General features: G+C 35.2%; 15 protein-coding genes and 1 pseudogene. 2 read left to right on the top strand and 14 right to left on the bottom strand.

Features of this window, described 5'->3' with window-relative positions; translation table 11 throughout:
• Nucleotides 1-89: 89 nt before the first annotated feature.
• From ribE to ABMA72_RS09620, 5 genes and pseudogenes are all read right to left on the bottom strand, one after another.
• Entirely contained in the window at nt 90-557 is a 468-nt protein-coding gene (ribE, locus tag ABMA72_RS09640) for a 6,7-dimethyl-8-ribityllumazine synthase (protein WP_392861316.1), read from the bottom strand.
• 40 nt (nt 558-597) lie between these two features.
• Nucleotides 598-1,197, bottom strand: a pseudogene (gene ribB, locus ABMA72_RS09635) (3,4-dihydroxy-2-butanone-4-phosphate synthase); the annotation flags it as partial.
• Nucleotides 1,190-1,840, bottom strand: a complete 651-nt coding sequence (locus ABMA72_RS09630) for a riboflavin synthase (protein ID WP_392861318.1) — start codon at nt 1,838-1,840, stop codon at nt 1,190-1,192. The pseudogene ribB and the gene ABMA72_RS09630, both read right to left, overlap by 8 nt.
• Complete coding sequence (gene ribD / locus ABMA72_RS09625; protein ID WP_392861319.1) at nt 1,840-2,973, bottom strand: bifunctional diaminohydroxyphosphoribosylaminopyrimidine deaminase/5-amino-6-(5-phosphoribosylamino)uracil reductase RibD; 1,134 nt, start codon at nt 2,971-2,973, stop codon at nt 1,840-1,842. Before ribD ends, ABMA72_RS09630 begins: the two co-directional genes overlap by 1 nt.
• A gap of 115 nt (nt 2,974-3,088) precedes the next feature.
• Nucleotides 3,089-4,339, bottom strand: a complete 1,251-nt coding sequence (locus ABMA72_RS09620; RefSeq protein WP_393056967.1) for a Fic family protein — start codon at nt 4,337-4,339, stop codon at nt 3,089-3,091.
• A gap of 322 nt (nt 4,340-4,661) precedes the next feature.
• Here ABMA72_RS09620 and ABMA72_RS09615 point away from each other — a divergent pair, with 322 nt between their 5' ends.
• Nucleotides 4,662-5,891, top strand: coding sequence for a hypothetical protein (locus ABMA72_RS09615; RefSeq protein ID WP_393056965.1), 1,230 nt, complete (start codon nt 4,662-4,664; stop codon nt 5,889-5,891).
• Nucleotides 5,892-5,918: 27 nt separating this feature from the next.
• On the opposite strand, the gene ABMA72_RS09610 is transcribed toward ABMA72_RS09615, so the two are convergent.
• On the bottom strand, nt 5,919-6,365 hold the full coding sequence (locus ABMA72_RS09610; RefSeq protein WP_393056963.1) for a hypothetical protein: 447 nt from the start codon (nt 6,363-6,365) through the stop codon (nt 5,919-5,921).
• An 8-nt stretch (nt 6,366-6,373) separates the two neighbouring features.
• Nucleotides 6,374-7,132 (bottom strand): hypothetical protein, encoded by a 759-nt coding sequence (locus ABMA72_RS09605; RefSeq protein ID WP_392910837.1) that lies wholly within the window; start codon nt 7,130-7,132, stop codon nt 6,374-6,376.
• Nucleotides 7,133-7,475: 343 nt separating this feature from the next.
• Between ABMA72_RS09605 and ABMA72_RS09600 the strand changes: the two genes are divergently transcribed.
• Nucleotides 7,476-8,849: a sulfatase-like hydrolase/transferase gene (locus ABMA72_RS09600; RefSeq protein ID WP_393056961.1), complete on the top strand. Its 1,374-nt coding sequence runs from the start codon at nt 7,476-7,478 to the stop codon at nt 8,847-8,849.
• Here the strand turns inward: ABMA72_RS09600 and ABMA72_RS09595 are convergent.
• The 7 genes from ABMA72_RS09595 to ABMA72_RS09565 all read right to left on the bottom strand — a co-directional run bounded on the left by ABMA72_RS09595 (nt 8,829) and on the right by ABMA72_RS09565 (nt 14,294).
• Nucleotides 8,829-10,529: an LTA synthase family protein gene (locus tag ABMA72_RS09595; protein WP_393056959.1), complete on the bottom strand. Its 1,701-nt coding sequence runs from the start codon at nt 10,527-10,529 to the stop codon at nt 8,829-8,831. The genes ABMA72_RS09600 and ABMA72_RS09595 overlap by 21 nt on opposite strands.
• 158 nt (nt 10,530-10,687) lie before the next feature.
• Nucleotides 10,688-11,632, bottom strand: a complete 945-nt coding sequence (locus tag ABMA72_RS09590; RefSeq protein ID WP_393056957.1) for a glycosyl transferase family 90 — start codon at nt 11,630-11,632, stop codon at nt 10,688-10,690.
• Nucleotides 11,633-11,639: 7 nt separating this feature from the next.
• Entirely contained in the window at nt 11,640-12,371 is a 732-nt protein-coding gene (locus tag ABMA72_RS09585; RefSeq protein ID WP_392861331.1) for a polyprenol monophosphomannose synthase, read from the bottom strand.
• A gap of 75 nt (nt 12,372-12,446) precedes the next feature.
• Complete coding sequence (locus ABMA72_RS09580) at nt 12,447-12,725, bottom strand: hypothetical protein (protein WP_392989051.1); 279 nt, start codon at nt 12,723-12,725, stop codon at nt 12,447-12,449.
• Between the two features lie 44 nt (nt 12,726-12,769).
• Nucleotides 12,770-12,889, bottom strand: a complete 120-nt coding sequence (locus ABMA72_RS09575; RefSeq protein ID WP_393057083.1) for a DUF4160 domain-containing protein — start codon at nt 12,887-12,889, stop codon at nt 12,770-12,772.
• Between the two features lie 100 nt (nt 12,890-12,989).
• Nucleotides 12,990-13,259 (bottom strand): helix-turn-helix domain-containing protein, encoded by a 270-nt coding sequence (locus tag ABMA72_RS09570; protein WP_393056955.1) that lies wholly within the window; start codon nt 13,257-13,259, stop codon nt 12,990-12,992.
• 270 nt (nt 13,260-13,529) lie between these two features.
• A complete protein-coding gene (locus ABMA72_RS09565) occupies nt 13,530-14,294 on the bottom strand; it encodes a glycosyltransferase family 2 protein (RefSeq protein WP_393056953.1) in 765 nt (254 codons plus the stop codon).
• Nucleotides 14,295-14,301 lie beyond the last annotated feature (7 nt).

The raw sequence follows: 14,301 nt of genomic DNA, 5'->3' as shown, positions 1-14,301 counted from the left end.
CCGATAGAGTTTGTATCTTTTTCGTTTTTTTCCAATAAAAAAGGCCATTGTCGTAGTGGCCTTTTCTTTTACTATATTTTCAAAATTAATTAGTCGATTGATTTAAGAAGCGTCGCCATTTCAATTGCAGACATCGCAGCTTCCCAACCTTTGTTTCCAGCTTTTGTTCCTGCTCTTTCAATCGCTTGCTCAATTGTATCAACTGTAAGAACACCAAAAGTTACAGGAACTCCTGTCTCAAGTGATACTTTTGAAATCCCTTTAGCAACTTCATTTGAAACAAAGTCAAAGTGTGGAGTTGATCCACGAATAACAGCACCAAGAGTAATGACAGCATCATATTTTTTAGAAGCTGCAAGTCTTTGAGCAATTAGAGGAATTTCGAAGGCACCTGGTACCCAAGCAATATCCATTTCATCAACGTTTCCGTCGTGTCTTTTAATGCAATCAATTGCACCACCTAATAGTTTGCTTGTAATTAGTTCGTTAAAACGTCCAGCTACAACAGCAAATTTCTTTCCAGATGCATTTAAGTTACCTTCTAGATTTCTAGGCATGTGTTTCTCCTAAATTTTCAGCACTTTCACCAAGTGCTTCTTTTCTATATTTAATTAAGTCTTTAATCGTTACAAATTTTAAACCGTGCTCTTGGGCAATCTTAGCAAGCTCAGGAGCTTTGGCCATTGTTCCATCTGCACTCATGATTTCACAGATAACACCTGCCGGATAACAACCAGCAATGCGGGCCATATCAACAGCGGCTTCAGTGTGGCCATCTCTTTCAAGAACTCCACCGTCTTTTGCAATCAGTGGAAAAATATGACCTGGCCTCATAAAGCTATCGGCCGTTGAATTCTTATTAGCAAGAAGTGAAATCGTAAGGGCGCGATCTTGGCACGAGATTCCTGTTCCACCATTTGCAGCATCAATAGAAACAGTGAATGCTGTGTGATGTACTGAATCGTTTTCTTTCACCATAAGTGGAAGATCTAATTCATTGGCACGCTCTTTCGTGATTGGTGCGCAAATTAACCCGCGTCCAATCGTGGCCATAAAGTTGATTGCTTCAGGTGTGATACGGTCTGCCGCCATAACAAAGTCACCTTCGTTTTCACGATCTTCATCATCAATTACAATGACCATCTTCCCAAGACGAATATCTTCAATGGCCTCTTCAATTTTATCAAATTTAATCATTTAGAAATGACTCCAAATTTTGTGTGCTTGCTCCATTACTACGTCTAGCACCGTTAAAAAGCAAGTTTTCTATATATTTTCCCAGGATATCCACTTCAATATTCACCAAACTCTGAACACTGCGATTTCTTAAAACTGTGTTCTCCCAAGTATGTGGAATAATAGATAGCTGGAATGACGAATCGGCCTTAAAGACGTCCGCCACAGTTAGTGAAATCCCATCAATTGTTATTGATCCTTCTTTCACAATATATTTCATTTGCTTTGAATTAACTTTAATCGTCACAAGGTAGTTGTTCCCGCGACTTTGAATTTGAACAATTTGTCCAACATCATTGACGTGACCTTGAACGATGTGACCACCTAGTCGATCACTTGCACGAAGAGCAAGCTCTAGATTCACCTCTTCACCAGACCTAAGACTTCCAAGAGTCGTCTTCTCCAAACTCGTATGTACTGTTTGCACAACAAAAGTAGAGTCCGTAATTTTCACGGCCGTCTGGCATGCACCATTGATAGCAACTGAATCATCAATGGCAATTTCAGGGAGAAGCTCTTTACAGCTTACTTCAATAAGTTTCCCCTCAGCATTAGAGCGTACACTCACAACTTTTCCAATTTCTTTAACTAGTCCAGTAAACACTATGACCTCGTATCAATCTCAAACATTGCTTGAGATCCTATATTTTTAACTTCTACATTTTTAAAATTTAAAGCATCGGCCATGGAATCAAGTTGTTCATCATAGTAACCAATACCATTCCCTAAAATTTTCGGGGCCACAAAGATTGTCATCTTATCAGCAAGTTGCTTTTTCAATATTGTCGAGGCAAGCATACCGCCACCTTCAACCAGAATTGATTGAACACCAATGGCCTTTAGTTGTGCCATGGCATCTTCGATAACAATTTCATTATTCTCACACTTAGCAAATACAATGCGAATCTGCTTTTCAGTAAAAAACTTCACGACATCATCTGGCGCAGATTGATAGTCTACTCCCGTTGTCACGATAATCGTTTTCTTCGTGTGCTGGTCATTAAAGACTTTTGAAAGTGGGTCCATCTTTGAAATCGAACCCATTACAATTCGATATGGAATTTTGCCACTATCATCAAGGCCAAAACGAATATTTAAACTTGGATCGTCATTATTAAGAGTCTTGCGACCAACCATGACACCGTCATATCTCTTTCTAAAAGCGTGAACCATCTTACGAGCGCTTTCGTCTGTAATCCACTTTGAGTCACCTGTCATCGTCGAAAGCTTACCATCAAGAGTTTGCGCAAGTTTAAGATGAACAAACGGAAGATTGCTTTGCATCGATTTAAAAAAGATGCGGTTAAGCTCTTTCGATTCTTCTTCAAGGACGCCAACTTTGCACTCTATCCCCGCCGCTTCTAAAATCTTAATTCCATTTCCAGCAACTTGTGGATTTGGATCAAGACAAGCAACAACAACACGAGCAAAACCGTGCTTTAAAAGTTCGTGCGCACATGGAGGAGTTCTTTTATTCGTGTGACAACAAGGCTCAAGCGTTACATAAATAGTTGCACCCTTAAGTTCGCCCTTTTGTTCTTTGGCAACATCAGTAATTGCTTCAGGTTCTGCATGTGGAAGCCCGGCCTTTTTATGCCAACCTTTTCCAAGTACAATTCCATCCTTTACAATAACAGCACCAACCATCGGATTGGGAGAAGTTGTTCCCTCACCCAATTTCGCTAGATTAAGCGCCATTTGCATATAAGCAATATCTCTAGAAGCCTGATTTTCCATGCCTTTTCATAACATATCTAATCATATGGTTCCAGCAGACTTTTACGTAAGCGCTGCATCGAGAATTTTTTGTAGGGTACGGCGATACTTTTCGAACAATCAATAACTTAAAGGCTTAATTCTTAATTAACGAAATAGCCTCTTTTAAGTATTTACTATTAACTTTATAGACAAACTTTTTTCCCTGTTTATGTTCAAAAACATAACCCTTGACCTTAAGATCTTTCAACTCTCTACGGGAAATCTCACGAGATTTATTTATATCTAAAGCATATTCTTCAATTGATATAGCCTTGTATTTATTTAACGCCATTTTCTGTAAGAGAGAAACTTGAGTTTCACTAAGGCCATCTCTTGTTATGAGTTCAGAAATAGTGATTAGGAAGTTCACTTTTTCTTGAACTTTTTTAAGTGACAAAAGTAGTGAATCAAGACAGAAATCAATGAAGTAAGTCAGGTCTAATTGGTGTTCTTTAACGAGGTCAAATGACTTTTCATAACGTTTACTATGTTGCTTTAAATTTGCAGAAATTGAGAGCAGCTCAACAAATTTTAAATTATTCTTCATGGCCTTAAAGTAGAATAGTGTTCTTGCTGTACGCCCATTTCCATCAAAGAAAGGGTGAATATATGCAGTAAAGTAATGAAGGAGAATTCCTTTAATCAACCCATGAAGATAACGTGGATTATTTGTTGTGAGCTCAATCACTTCATCAATAGTATCTTCAATTTTTGTATAATCGATACCTTCGTGTGTTCCGACATATACTTTGTTGTTTCTAAACTTTCCACTAAAGTTCGCATCGTCGCCCTCTAATGTATTTTGTGAAACAATTTCATGTACTTTTAAAATGAGATCTTTTGAAACCTGTTTTGAAACGTTCTCCTTAATCCACTTCATCGCTAAGTAGTTATTAATCAGCATATACTCATCTTTGTCCTTTGGTTTTTCTCCAGACGAGATGAGTGCTTTAGCCTTTGAACGTGTACTATTTGCACCTTCATAGATGGCAGATGTAATGGCCTCTTCAACTGCAGCATTTATTAAAAACTCTTGCTTAAAATTTTGATGACGCTGGATTAAATCAAATAAAGATCCACCCAAGCTTTCAATTTGATGGAGTTTTTTATTGATGCAATCTGCTGGATAAAACCAAAATTTCTTATCAATTTCTTCCACATATAGTGGTATTGAACTCGCTCTTCGCAAGCGCTGAATTGTCCCCTTGACCTCTGGCCAATCTCTTAGAGACACACCCAAACTATCAAGCCTATACTTAATATCATCGAGAGGAGTGTACCTCTCATGAGTGTATTTTAGCCAAAGTGGTGTATTTAAAAATTCGTAGTCTTTTGAATTGTCCATTAGCTGTATTGTATCTCTTTTTCTACAATTTTCTAGTGCAAAAGTTGTAGAAAGAAAGGATTACCGGTAATAATTACGAGATATCAAACAGTTACAGCTACAACAACTGTTGTACTTGGCCAAAAAATCCTTACATTTACTACAACTTTAAGTGTTCATAATTGTAGAAAAATTACAAAACAACACCAACCTATTTAATTTCAAGAACTTACAAATACAACCAAACTAGTAATAGCAATAAAAGTACGTCGATACTTTTAACACCCTCTAAATAAAATTCACTAAACAACACTTGTATTGAATATTTCGCTAAATTAAATTCATGAACAAGTTAATCGCACCACTTATTTTAATCTTAGCCTTCTCAGTGACTTCATGCTCAAAGGATGCCCAGAAGCTCTTAAGCACCAACACGCCAAGTACGACTCAGTTCGAACCAACAGATGGTCATTCAGACAAGGTCATTCTTAATGCCAAGGTTGGAAATTTCTGCGAAGGCCATGACTGCCCAGATGGGATTGTTGCGGTTAAAACAAACGACAAATCAGTAACTTGTGCCGGAATTGTTCAATCAGCAACAGAAGTTCTGATCTCACAAAACTGCGCCGAACCTAACAATACATTTCACGTCCAAACAACGGCCGGTGAGATCATCAAGGTCGAGTCTGTTGAAGAGACTCTATCCAACGAATTTGATGACAAAGTACTAAAGCTCACAACTTCTAAAGAAATTGAAACTCAAGCATCAATCTCAATTCCAGATGCTGAAAATCAAACTGTAGAACTACTAAGCTTTGATAAATTTGGAGTCCTTACAATACAAAGTTGTGAACTTACATACGCTTCACTTGCCTACGCCAACTCATTCGACAACGAGTCCCAACTTCTTAACATCAAAAACTGTGATGGTGTAAAAGACGGCTCACTTATTTCTCAAGACGGAAACGTTATTGGCTTTCTAACTAAGAAGCATGAAGAGATTGCGTTGTATGAGGGTGTTAGTCTTGAGGGTGATAAAGTTGAAATTGATGTAATATCTAAGATTGATCAAATTTCATTAACTCTACCTCTTGATTCTGATGTATCAATTTACGCGATGATCTTATTTGAATATCCAAAATTTGAAACAGATGAAACAATCCAAAAAATTCACTTTGATAGTAATAACCCTTTGAAGTTTAAACTAGAAACAACTTGTATTAAAAAGGGGATTAATAAGATATTACCAGATTCAATTTCTGAATTAAGTTTTAACAATAAAATACAAGAACTCAATGAACAGAGCACACTGAAAGTCACTAACTACCAAACATTCATACCAAAAGAAAAAGTTCACTTACTAAAAATTGATACAAATAAGAATATAAACTTCTTAGAAACTGAATATTACCTCAGTTCTGTTGATATTAATAAACTAACAACTATTGAACAAATAATTGATACAAGAAGAAATATCACTAATTTATCAAACAATCTAAAAACTGAGATTAAATATTTATATATTGGTGATACGAAAGAATTTTCAGCAATTGATAATATAAGTTGTAATTAAAAAAGGGGAGCAAAAGCTCCCCCCTTCTTAATATTCAAAATCGCCTATTATATAGTTCTTAAACTTAACATTCCTCTTAAGCTGTCTTTCTAACATTTTCTTAGGAATACTTCTTTTATAATTATTCAAAATATTGTCTTTTGTAATTGTAACTTCATCTTGCTTAATACTATACTTATCTACTAGTTCAATAGTCTTTACACTTAAAATACGGCCTCTTGTTTTTAAGATCCATCGATCATTTACAGAATCAAAATTGAAGTCACCTGGACTTGAAAGCTTTAAAGTATCATCTCCGCTAATAACTCCACTATTCAATTCAATGACATTAGAAAGCTTCCAATCACCTGTAGATGTTCCCGACCCTGTTCTTAGGTCCCAATCCGTCGTACTAGTCCCGCCACCACGTGCTGTAAAATTTTGTCCCAATGTATTTAGGTTAAATAGTAATACAAATAATATAATTTTTCTCATACGAGCTCCTAAAGTAGTTTAACTAATGCAGAGTAAGCAATTAGATCTTCTCCGACATTATTCGGATCCATCATAATCTTTTTCATGTTGTAGTTATACTCAGCTGTTAATTCATTTAAAAGAGGAACGACCTTCTCTTTATTTATAGACTCCACCCATAAGCAATTAGTGCATTGCTTATTTCTATTTGTAACGAGCGCTTCATCAGCCATTTCTTTATATATATTCGACTGTATTTTCGCAGATGTATAAAGGCTATATGTTGTATCCTCTAAATTTAGATAAAAACGTCCATCTTTATTGATAAATACACCATCTGCAGCTAGCTTCATAAACACTTTATGGCCTTCTCTTCCATACTCTTGAAGAATAAAGTTTTCACTTAATCCTGCTTTCGAATTAGCTCTCAACATCATCTTGTAAGTTGCAATTTCCTGAAAATACTTATCAGTCGTTGGCAGTTGTTCTTTTAAACTCGCCGTTTCCTGAAAATGCCCATACAAACTCTCATGCACCTCAGGGAAGTATTCCCTCACGAATTCCGCAGTCTCTTTTTTTGAGCACAGGCCATTGAGGACTGTGACACAAATATCGAGGCCAGGGTTTTTAACATCGCCCATTTCAAGGCGGTGAAATGTTGAAGGTGGAAGTCCAAGCCTTCTAGCAATTTGATTGCTACTTAAGCGGGAATGCTCTTTTTTGTACTTTCTGATCTTGTCCCGCAAAACTTCGTTTACCGAAGGTCTTTCTAGAAAAACCTTATCCATTTTGCTCTCCTCTCTCTATATTTTCCCAAAGTTGTTTAGTAGTTCTTCATACACCAGAATCCAATAGAATTTATGAACACTGTAAAAACTATTAATAAAACTTATTGTTAAGTATTTGATGAGACATAAATAAAATTTCATAAGTGAAATTTCTCGATTTTTTCAAAAATGAAATGAATCATTTCAATGTGGAATAAGAAAGCGCTAAATCTTTGTAAATACGAAGCACTCACTATAAAATAAATACATAGATTTTAATAAATTACTGAAATCACGAAAAGGACCCGCGTACCTTATGCTTGCATTGGCCACTATTTTCTTCGTTAATTACTATATTTTGGCCATGAAAAAGGGCCAAAGATTCGAGATCTCTCTACCAATTATCTTAATCAACACATTCTTTATCGCTGGCTACTATGTAGCAAATAGTTTAACTGGTGCAGGTGTAAATGAAGTCGTAAAGTTTCAACTACTAACAAGTTGGGAAGGTACAGGTTACGGAGAATTCATACCGCAATTACTACTTGGACTACTCTATATCCTTATAACAATGGTTCTCGTATTTATTGCAAGTAAGAAGGCGACAACTAAGAATAATTATTTTGTAACAATAGTTGGACTTATCGCTATTTTGATCAACCCAACAACAAGTGACTTCTATGAGTGGTTTAGGCCATATACTCATTTTGCTGAAATCGATTCAATCAGTATTTCAAAGTTAAAGAATAATTCAAAAGTCGTGCTCTCTGAAAAACCAAAGAGCTTCATCTATATTTACGCAGAAAGTTTTGAAAGAACATTTTTTAATGAAGAGATCTTTCCTGGCCTAGTAACAGAACTAAAAAAGAAAGACTCTACTTATCTCGACTTCACAAATGTAGAACAAGTCTACGGTACAGGCTCAACAATGATGGGAATGGTTGCCTCACAATGTGGTGTCTTTTCCGTTCCATCAATTACTGGCGAATTCATGGGAGGTATTAGCTGCCTTGGAAATAAGTTACAAGACGCAGGATATGATCTTCACTATATACAAGGTGGAGCCTTAGACTTTGCAGGTACAAGAGAGTTCTATACTAATCATGGCTTCAAAAATCTTACTGGTATTAGCTTTTTTAAAGAAAAATATAAAGAAGATAAGTACTTTAGTCAGTGGGGTGTTTATGATGAGTACTTACTTAAAGAAAGCTTTCAAAGATATCGAAAACTAAAAAGTGAAAACAAACCATTTGGCCTATTCTTAGTTACACTTGATACGCATTATCCAAAGGGACACAAATCACCTTTATGTGATTTAAAATATGAAGATGGTAAGAACCCATACTTAAATGCAATTAAGTGTTCTGATAGCAATATTGCTAGTTTCATCAAACAGGTACTTGAAGAAGATAATGGTGAAACACTAATCATATTAGCTTCTGACCACTTGGCCCTAAAAACAACTGCGAGTCATCTACTTAAAAGTATCCCACGCAGAAATTTGTTACGTTTCTATAATTTAGAAAAACAGAATGTGAATAATCTCAAGCCTGCTTCTACCCTCGATATAGGAACAACTCTTTTACATGCTCTTGGAATCAAATATCAATTAGGTGTTGGAGTGAATCTTTTTTCAAATGAAAAAACATTACTGGAACGCTACGAAAGAAAGACAAATAACTTTCTAAGAAGTCTTACTCCTAAAATAGAGGAAGCATCACTCACTAGCAGAAAGTAATTTTCTCTTTGTTGAATTTAAATTCAAAAAACGATTTTCACTAAAGATAATGTAATCCATTTTGTCCCAAAGCTTCGCTGTAATTTCTGGCTTATCAGAAATAGGATTCTCTTCTCTTGGGTCCATCATTAGATTAAAAAGTAACTTTCTATCAGACTTCTTCTGCCATACTAACTTGTAAGGCCACTCAACAGCTGCAAGTGTAACACCATTATATGGTTGAACGAGTAAAGCAGTCGATCCCTGCTCATTAAGCATTGATACACCGGCCGTTTCGATTTTTTCTGAAATCCCCATTAAGTCTAGAACTGTTGGTAGGATATCAACTTGTGAAAAGGTTTTTTCTTTAATAACTTGAGGAGCAATTTCTCCTTTCCATATAGCTAGAAAAGGAATCTTAAAGAACTCTTGAAAGTAAGATGTTTGTGCATCATAGAATCCATGTTCACCATTAGGATAACTATGATCGGCCGTAATTATGATTAGCGAGTTATCATATAAACCATTTGCTTTTAATTCCTTAATTAAAGTCCCTAGATACTTATCTGATACATTTAAAGAATTAAGAAATGCTTCTTCTTTCGATCTTTGTTCAGGGAATAGTTCACGCTGTTCTTTTGGAACATTACCAAATTTCATATGATGAGATACCGTATGAATTGTAGCAAAAATCGGTTTATTACTCTTTGATGTAATATTCTTAATGTTTTTTACAAATTGCTTATAAGAAATATCATCTTGCACACCCCAACCCCAAACATTGTGCGTTTTTTCATATTCCGTCATTTGTGACATATCTGTTTTAAGGACGTGATCAAAGCCAATATCAACCATGAAGTTATGAGTATTATCAAAACTTAAATCTTGAAAACATTTGTGAAAGTACGATTGATAACCAATTTCAGAAAATACTTTTGGTAGGCATTTTATCAAAGTATTATCGAGTTGATATGAAGCTTTACCTCTAATAAGAGGTACTTGAGAACAATATGTTGCAAATTGTCCTTTCACTGTTTGTACTGAGTTTCCATAAAAATCATCAATTGATAGACCTTCTTTTAACAATGAATTAAAGACTGGAGTAATCTCTTTTCCGCTATTCGTTTTCTTATTGATATAGAGGCCATTAAAGGATTCCATTGAAACTAAAATAATATTTGGTTTTCTCACTTCTTGAAAATGAGATGATATCTCTCTTTCTACCTTATAAGTATGTTTTGCTTCTAGTGGCCTAAATGATTCCACGACAGACTTTACTGAATATGAAATTTCTCCAAATGGATATGGTAGTGCAAAAATCAACGCAAGATATGAAGTAAGTAGCCCTAGTCCTTTCAAAGGCCTTATTTGATTTTTAAGATTAAAAACCTTGAATTTAAATTGTGCAAAAAGAAGTAATGGAACAAGTGCTAAAGTCTCGTAAAAATCTTTAAGCTTCATTGTGTTTAGAATTACATCTCCACTGGCAGCATTAAATGTTTCTCTGAAATTTGAAATGAAAACCACTAAGTCAAAGCTTGTCTTTACTCGAAAATGATACTTACCTGCAATATAGTATAAACAAATAAGAAAAATACTTAGTAGAATACGAAGAAATGCTGGCTTCACAAGCTTATTGATTGCTTCACTGTAGAGGTATATTAAACCAAAACCTACAGCTATAACTAAATAGTCTGACATATGCAGCGAATTATATAAGCGCCACTTTAAAATTAGCCATGTATTAAAGTAAAAATATAGAAACCAAAGTGCTTTTGTAGTGAAGAACATAGTTAACTATCTTAACACTTTCTTAACATAGAAAAAAGAGTGCAATAAAATCAAAAGTTTAACGTTTTTTATTGCGAATAGTTAAAATACTTATCTACAACGAGAAGAGAAATTAATAACTCTCTGCGTTCATCTTTAAATTGTTCAACCCACTCGTGTGCATTCTTGATAATGGCCTTCGCTTCTTCTGGATTTTCAATATAATATTGAATTTTCTCAGCAAGATCTGAATAGTCGTCTTTTACTTCAACGTAGTGTTTGCCCGCAACGAGCCTTCCTTCCATGAACCAAGTCTCATATTTTGGTTTAGAAAGAATACAAAGAGAGTTTGATGACATAGCCCATTTTAAGTTAGTGGCAACATCATTACCTTCTAAGCAAATAATGAACTTATATTTAAGTTGATCTTCAATCGATAAAAACTCTTTCTCCCAAGGCTTCCCCTCAATTGGAGAGACTTGTCCGATATTACAAAGAGGATGGTTATAGAATTTTTCCACGACCTGCTTTCTTTGAGGAACTAGAGCTGCACCTCTCCAGACGGCAATGTCTTTCTTTTCATCAAATGAAAGAGTGTCATTAATAAAATTAAAATGCCTAACTCTGTTCAGTTTTAAAACGATAGAATTATCGTTATTTGATACAGGTCTACTTTTAATAAAAGTTGGAAGTTCTGGAACATAAGTCACATCTCCTGCTTCATAACGAAACCTTAACTCTTGTGGAAAATGTCTAATTATATCCAAGATATCAAAGAAGTAAGTTGTTCCTTCATACTTCTTAAAATTCTTAATCTTTAAAGTACGAGGAATATTTTTTTCTTTTTTAAATTCGTTTTCTGATTCGGGAAGCGTAAACGAGCTCGATAATTTATTATAATAATTTACGCGATCTTCAATATAAGTGTCTTTTGAACTTTCGTAAGCCTTAAGTATATTACTGGCCTTATTTCTGTACCAACAATTTGGCACTAAAAACTTTAAAGCATTCTTTATATAATATACTTGCTTCATATGATCTCTATAGCATTCCGAAGATTTTTCTAAGCCTTAAATTAATAACGTTAAAGAAGGCTTCAAAAATAATTCCACCACCCATTTTTGATTGCCCATCACGACGCTCATAAAAGATAATTGGAACTTCTTTAACAGATAGGCCTTTGGCCCACACTTTATAATTAAGCTCTAGTTGAAAAATATAACCATTAGAGATGATTCCATCTAGGTTTAAAGCTTGAAGTGCTTTTCTAGAAAAACATTTGAATCCACCAGTTGTGTCTTGAACAGGAATTCCTGTCATAAAACGCGTATAAATTGAAGCGCAGTAAGAAAGAAGTAATCTTCTAAATGGCCAATTGATAATTCTGATCCCATCAATGTAGCGAGAACCGATAACAAGATCATTTTCTTGAGCTGCCGCCAATAAATCTTTTACAGAATCAGGATCGTGAGAAAAATCACAATCCATTTCAAAGACAAAATCAAATTCTCTTTCTAGGGCCCATTTAAATCCTGTGATATAGGCCGTCCCTAAACCAAGCTTTCCTTTTCTCTCGATGATGTGAAGATTTGAATTTGTTTCCATTTTCTTTTTCACAACATCTGCCGTTCCATCAGGAGATCCATCTTCAATAATTAAGAGAGATACTTCTGGGTATTTCTCAAAAATTGTATCGATCATGCGTTCGATATTCATGATCTCATTGTATGTTGGAATGATAATTAACGACTTGTTCCAAGGAAGTTGATTCACTGATTTCTCCATAATTTCTTAGGGATTCAAGATAGCGTCTATTGCACCAATTTTCCAGAGTTTTTCGCAGTCAGACTAACTCCACGCCTTGCGGCCAAGAGAAGGATCAAATACTACTTTATCTTTGTGGGTAATAGGTTTCATCGTTAGTATTGAATAAAGGATATTGGAATCAATTTCAGTATCAGAATACTCAATAATATTGAATTCACTATTAAGTTGTAGATCTGTTAGGTCAACATCATTAAAGTATAATGCTAAATCGATAACACCTTTTTCACCGCTCTCATATCTAAGTTCGACTTTAGTATTTGAAATTTTGTTAGCTTCTAATAACTTCGGTGCTAATTCCATTATTCTAATCCTGGTATTTTGCTTACTTTCTCAGCTAAGCAAAACTAATCCAATACTTCACCAGTATGTATTGCAATTATAGCATTATATTTATTGTATTTTACATGAAAGTGCGGTGGATTATGATCCATCGGTGGCATGAAAATTTTAATTCCATAAAACATTGAAATTGTAGGCATATTAGCTCCTTTAAAAGGAACTAATATGCAAACCTCTCATTTATTAAAGATTGAATAACTTCATGAAATTATTAGCTACAACAAATCACATAAGAATTTTTTTGTTACTTTTAGGGTGAAACACTATCTCCATTTCTAGCCCGCAAGCCTTCGCATACCTATTCAAAGTGGATAGCTTCAGATCAAGACGATTCTCAATTTTAGATACATCTGGTTGGTCAATTCCAACAAGATCCGTTTGCTTCAAGCCAAGTGATTTTCTTAAGGCCTTTAGGTCAATGTCATAGTAGTCGTTTTGTTTGATTGCCGTCTTGGCATACTCAAAAAACTCGAGGTCTAAGTTGTCATAACTCATTAAGTTTCTCCCTGTTTCATCCGTAAAACAGATATTGATTTATTTAAATTATAACATGAATCAATTTTTGTGCGACTATTCCTTCAAGAGCATAATGAAGTGGTCAGGTATTCCCTTGAGTGAATATCAGAAACCGGATCTATGAAACTATGCACTTAAGTGCATATAACATCAGTTTATTCACAAAATATTCACTTGTGTGCATAAGTCTGAATTTCACGCTGGAAATATGCAGTCTAGAGCATAAAAAATATGCACTCTAATGAATATTTAATTTCTTTTTTTAAGCCAAAGTTCGCGAAGCTTGGCATATTTTAGAAAAGCATAAAGTCCGTTGATATAACAAACCATAAAGCCACGGGCACCATCTAAGAATCCGGCCCTAAGAATGAAATCTCTAAGAAAAACAAGAGCGGGGCGCGTTACAACTTGAAACATTGTCGATTTCTTACCCATGTCAAAATAGGCTTTCGCAGCTATTGTCGAAAATCTGTCTTGCTGCACAATATGTTCTTCAATTGAAAAGTAAGTATAGTGCAGAAGATCTCCATCAAGAAATTTAGTCCTGGAGTTTGGAGACATCTCAATAATGTCGTGTGGGTTCACTCCTCCCCACTTGGCTTTGTCTTTATGAAAAATTCTAAGCTTACGATCTGGATACCAACCACAGTGATAGATCCAGCGATCGATATACCAATTTCGACGATTAAAATTATAGCCGTCATAATCACCAAGCGTATCTTTAATTGCCAAAATAGAATCACGAAGCTCGCTTGAGATGGCCTCATCAGCATCGAGAGAAAGGATGTAATCGTGACTTGCTTGAGAAATGGCGAAGTTCTTTTGCTGGATATGACCTTCAAATGTATTCTTGATAAATCGAACACCTTCAAATGACTCACAAATCTCTTGTGTGCGGTCAGTCGAAAATGAATCGACCACGACAATTTCATCAACCAGTCCACCAAGTGATTTCAGGCATCGCTCGATATTTCTTTCTTCGTTGAATGTGATCACTGTTGCTGAAATCATCATTATATAA

The organism is Halobacteriovorax sp. CON-3 (genome assembly GCF_043196995.1).
Classification (GTDB): Bacteria; Bdellovibrionota; Bacteriovoracia; order Bacteriovoracales; family Bacteriovoracaceae; genus Halobacteriovorax_A.
This window is presented reverse-complemented; position numbering and strand designations above follow the sequence as displayed.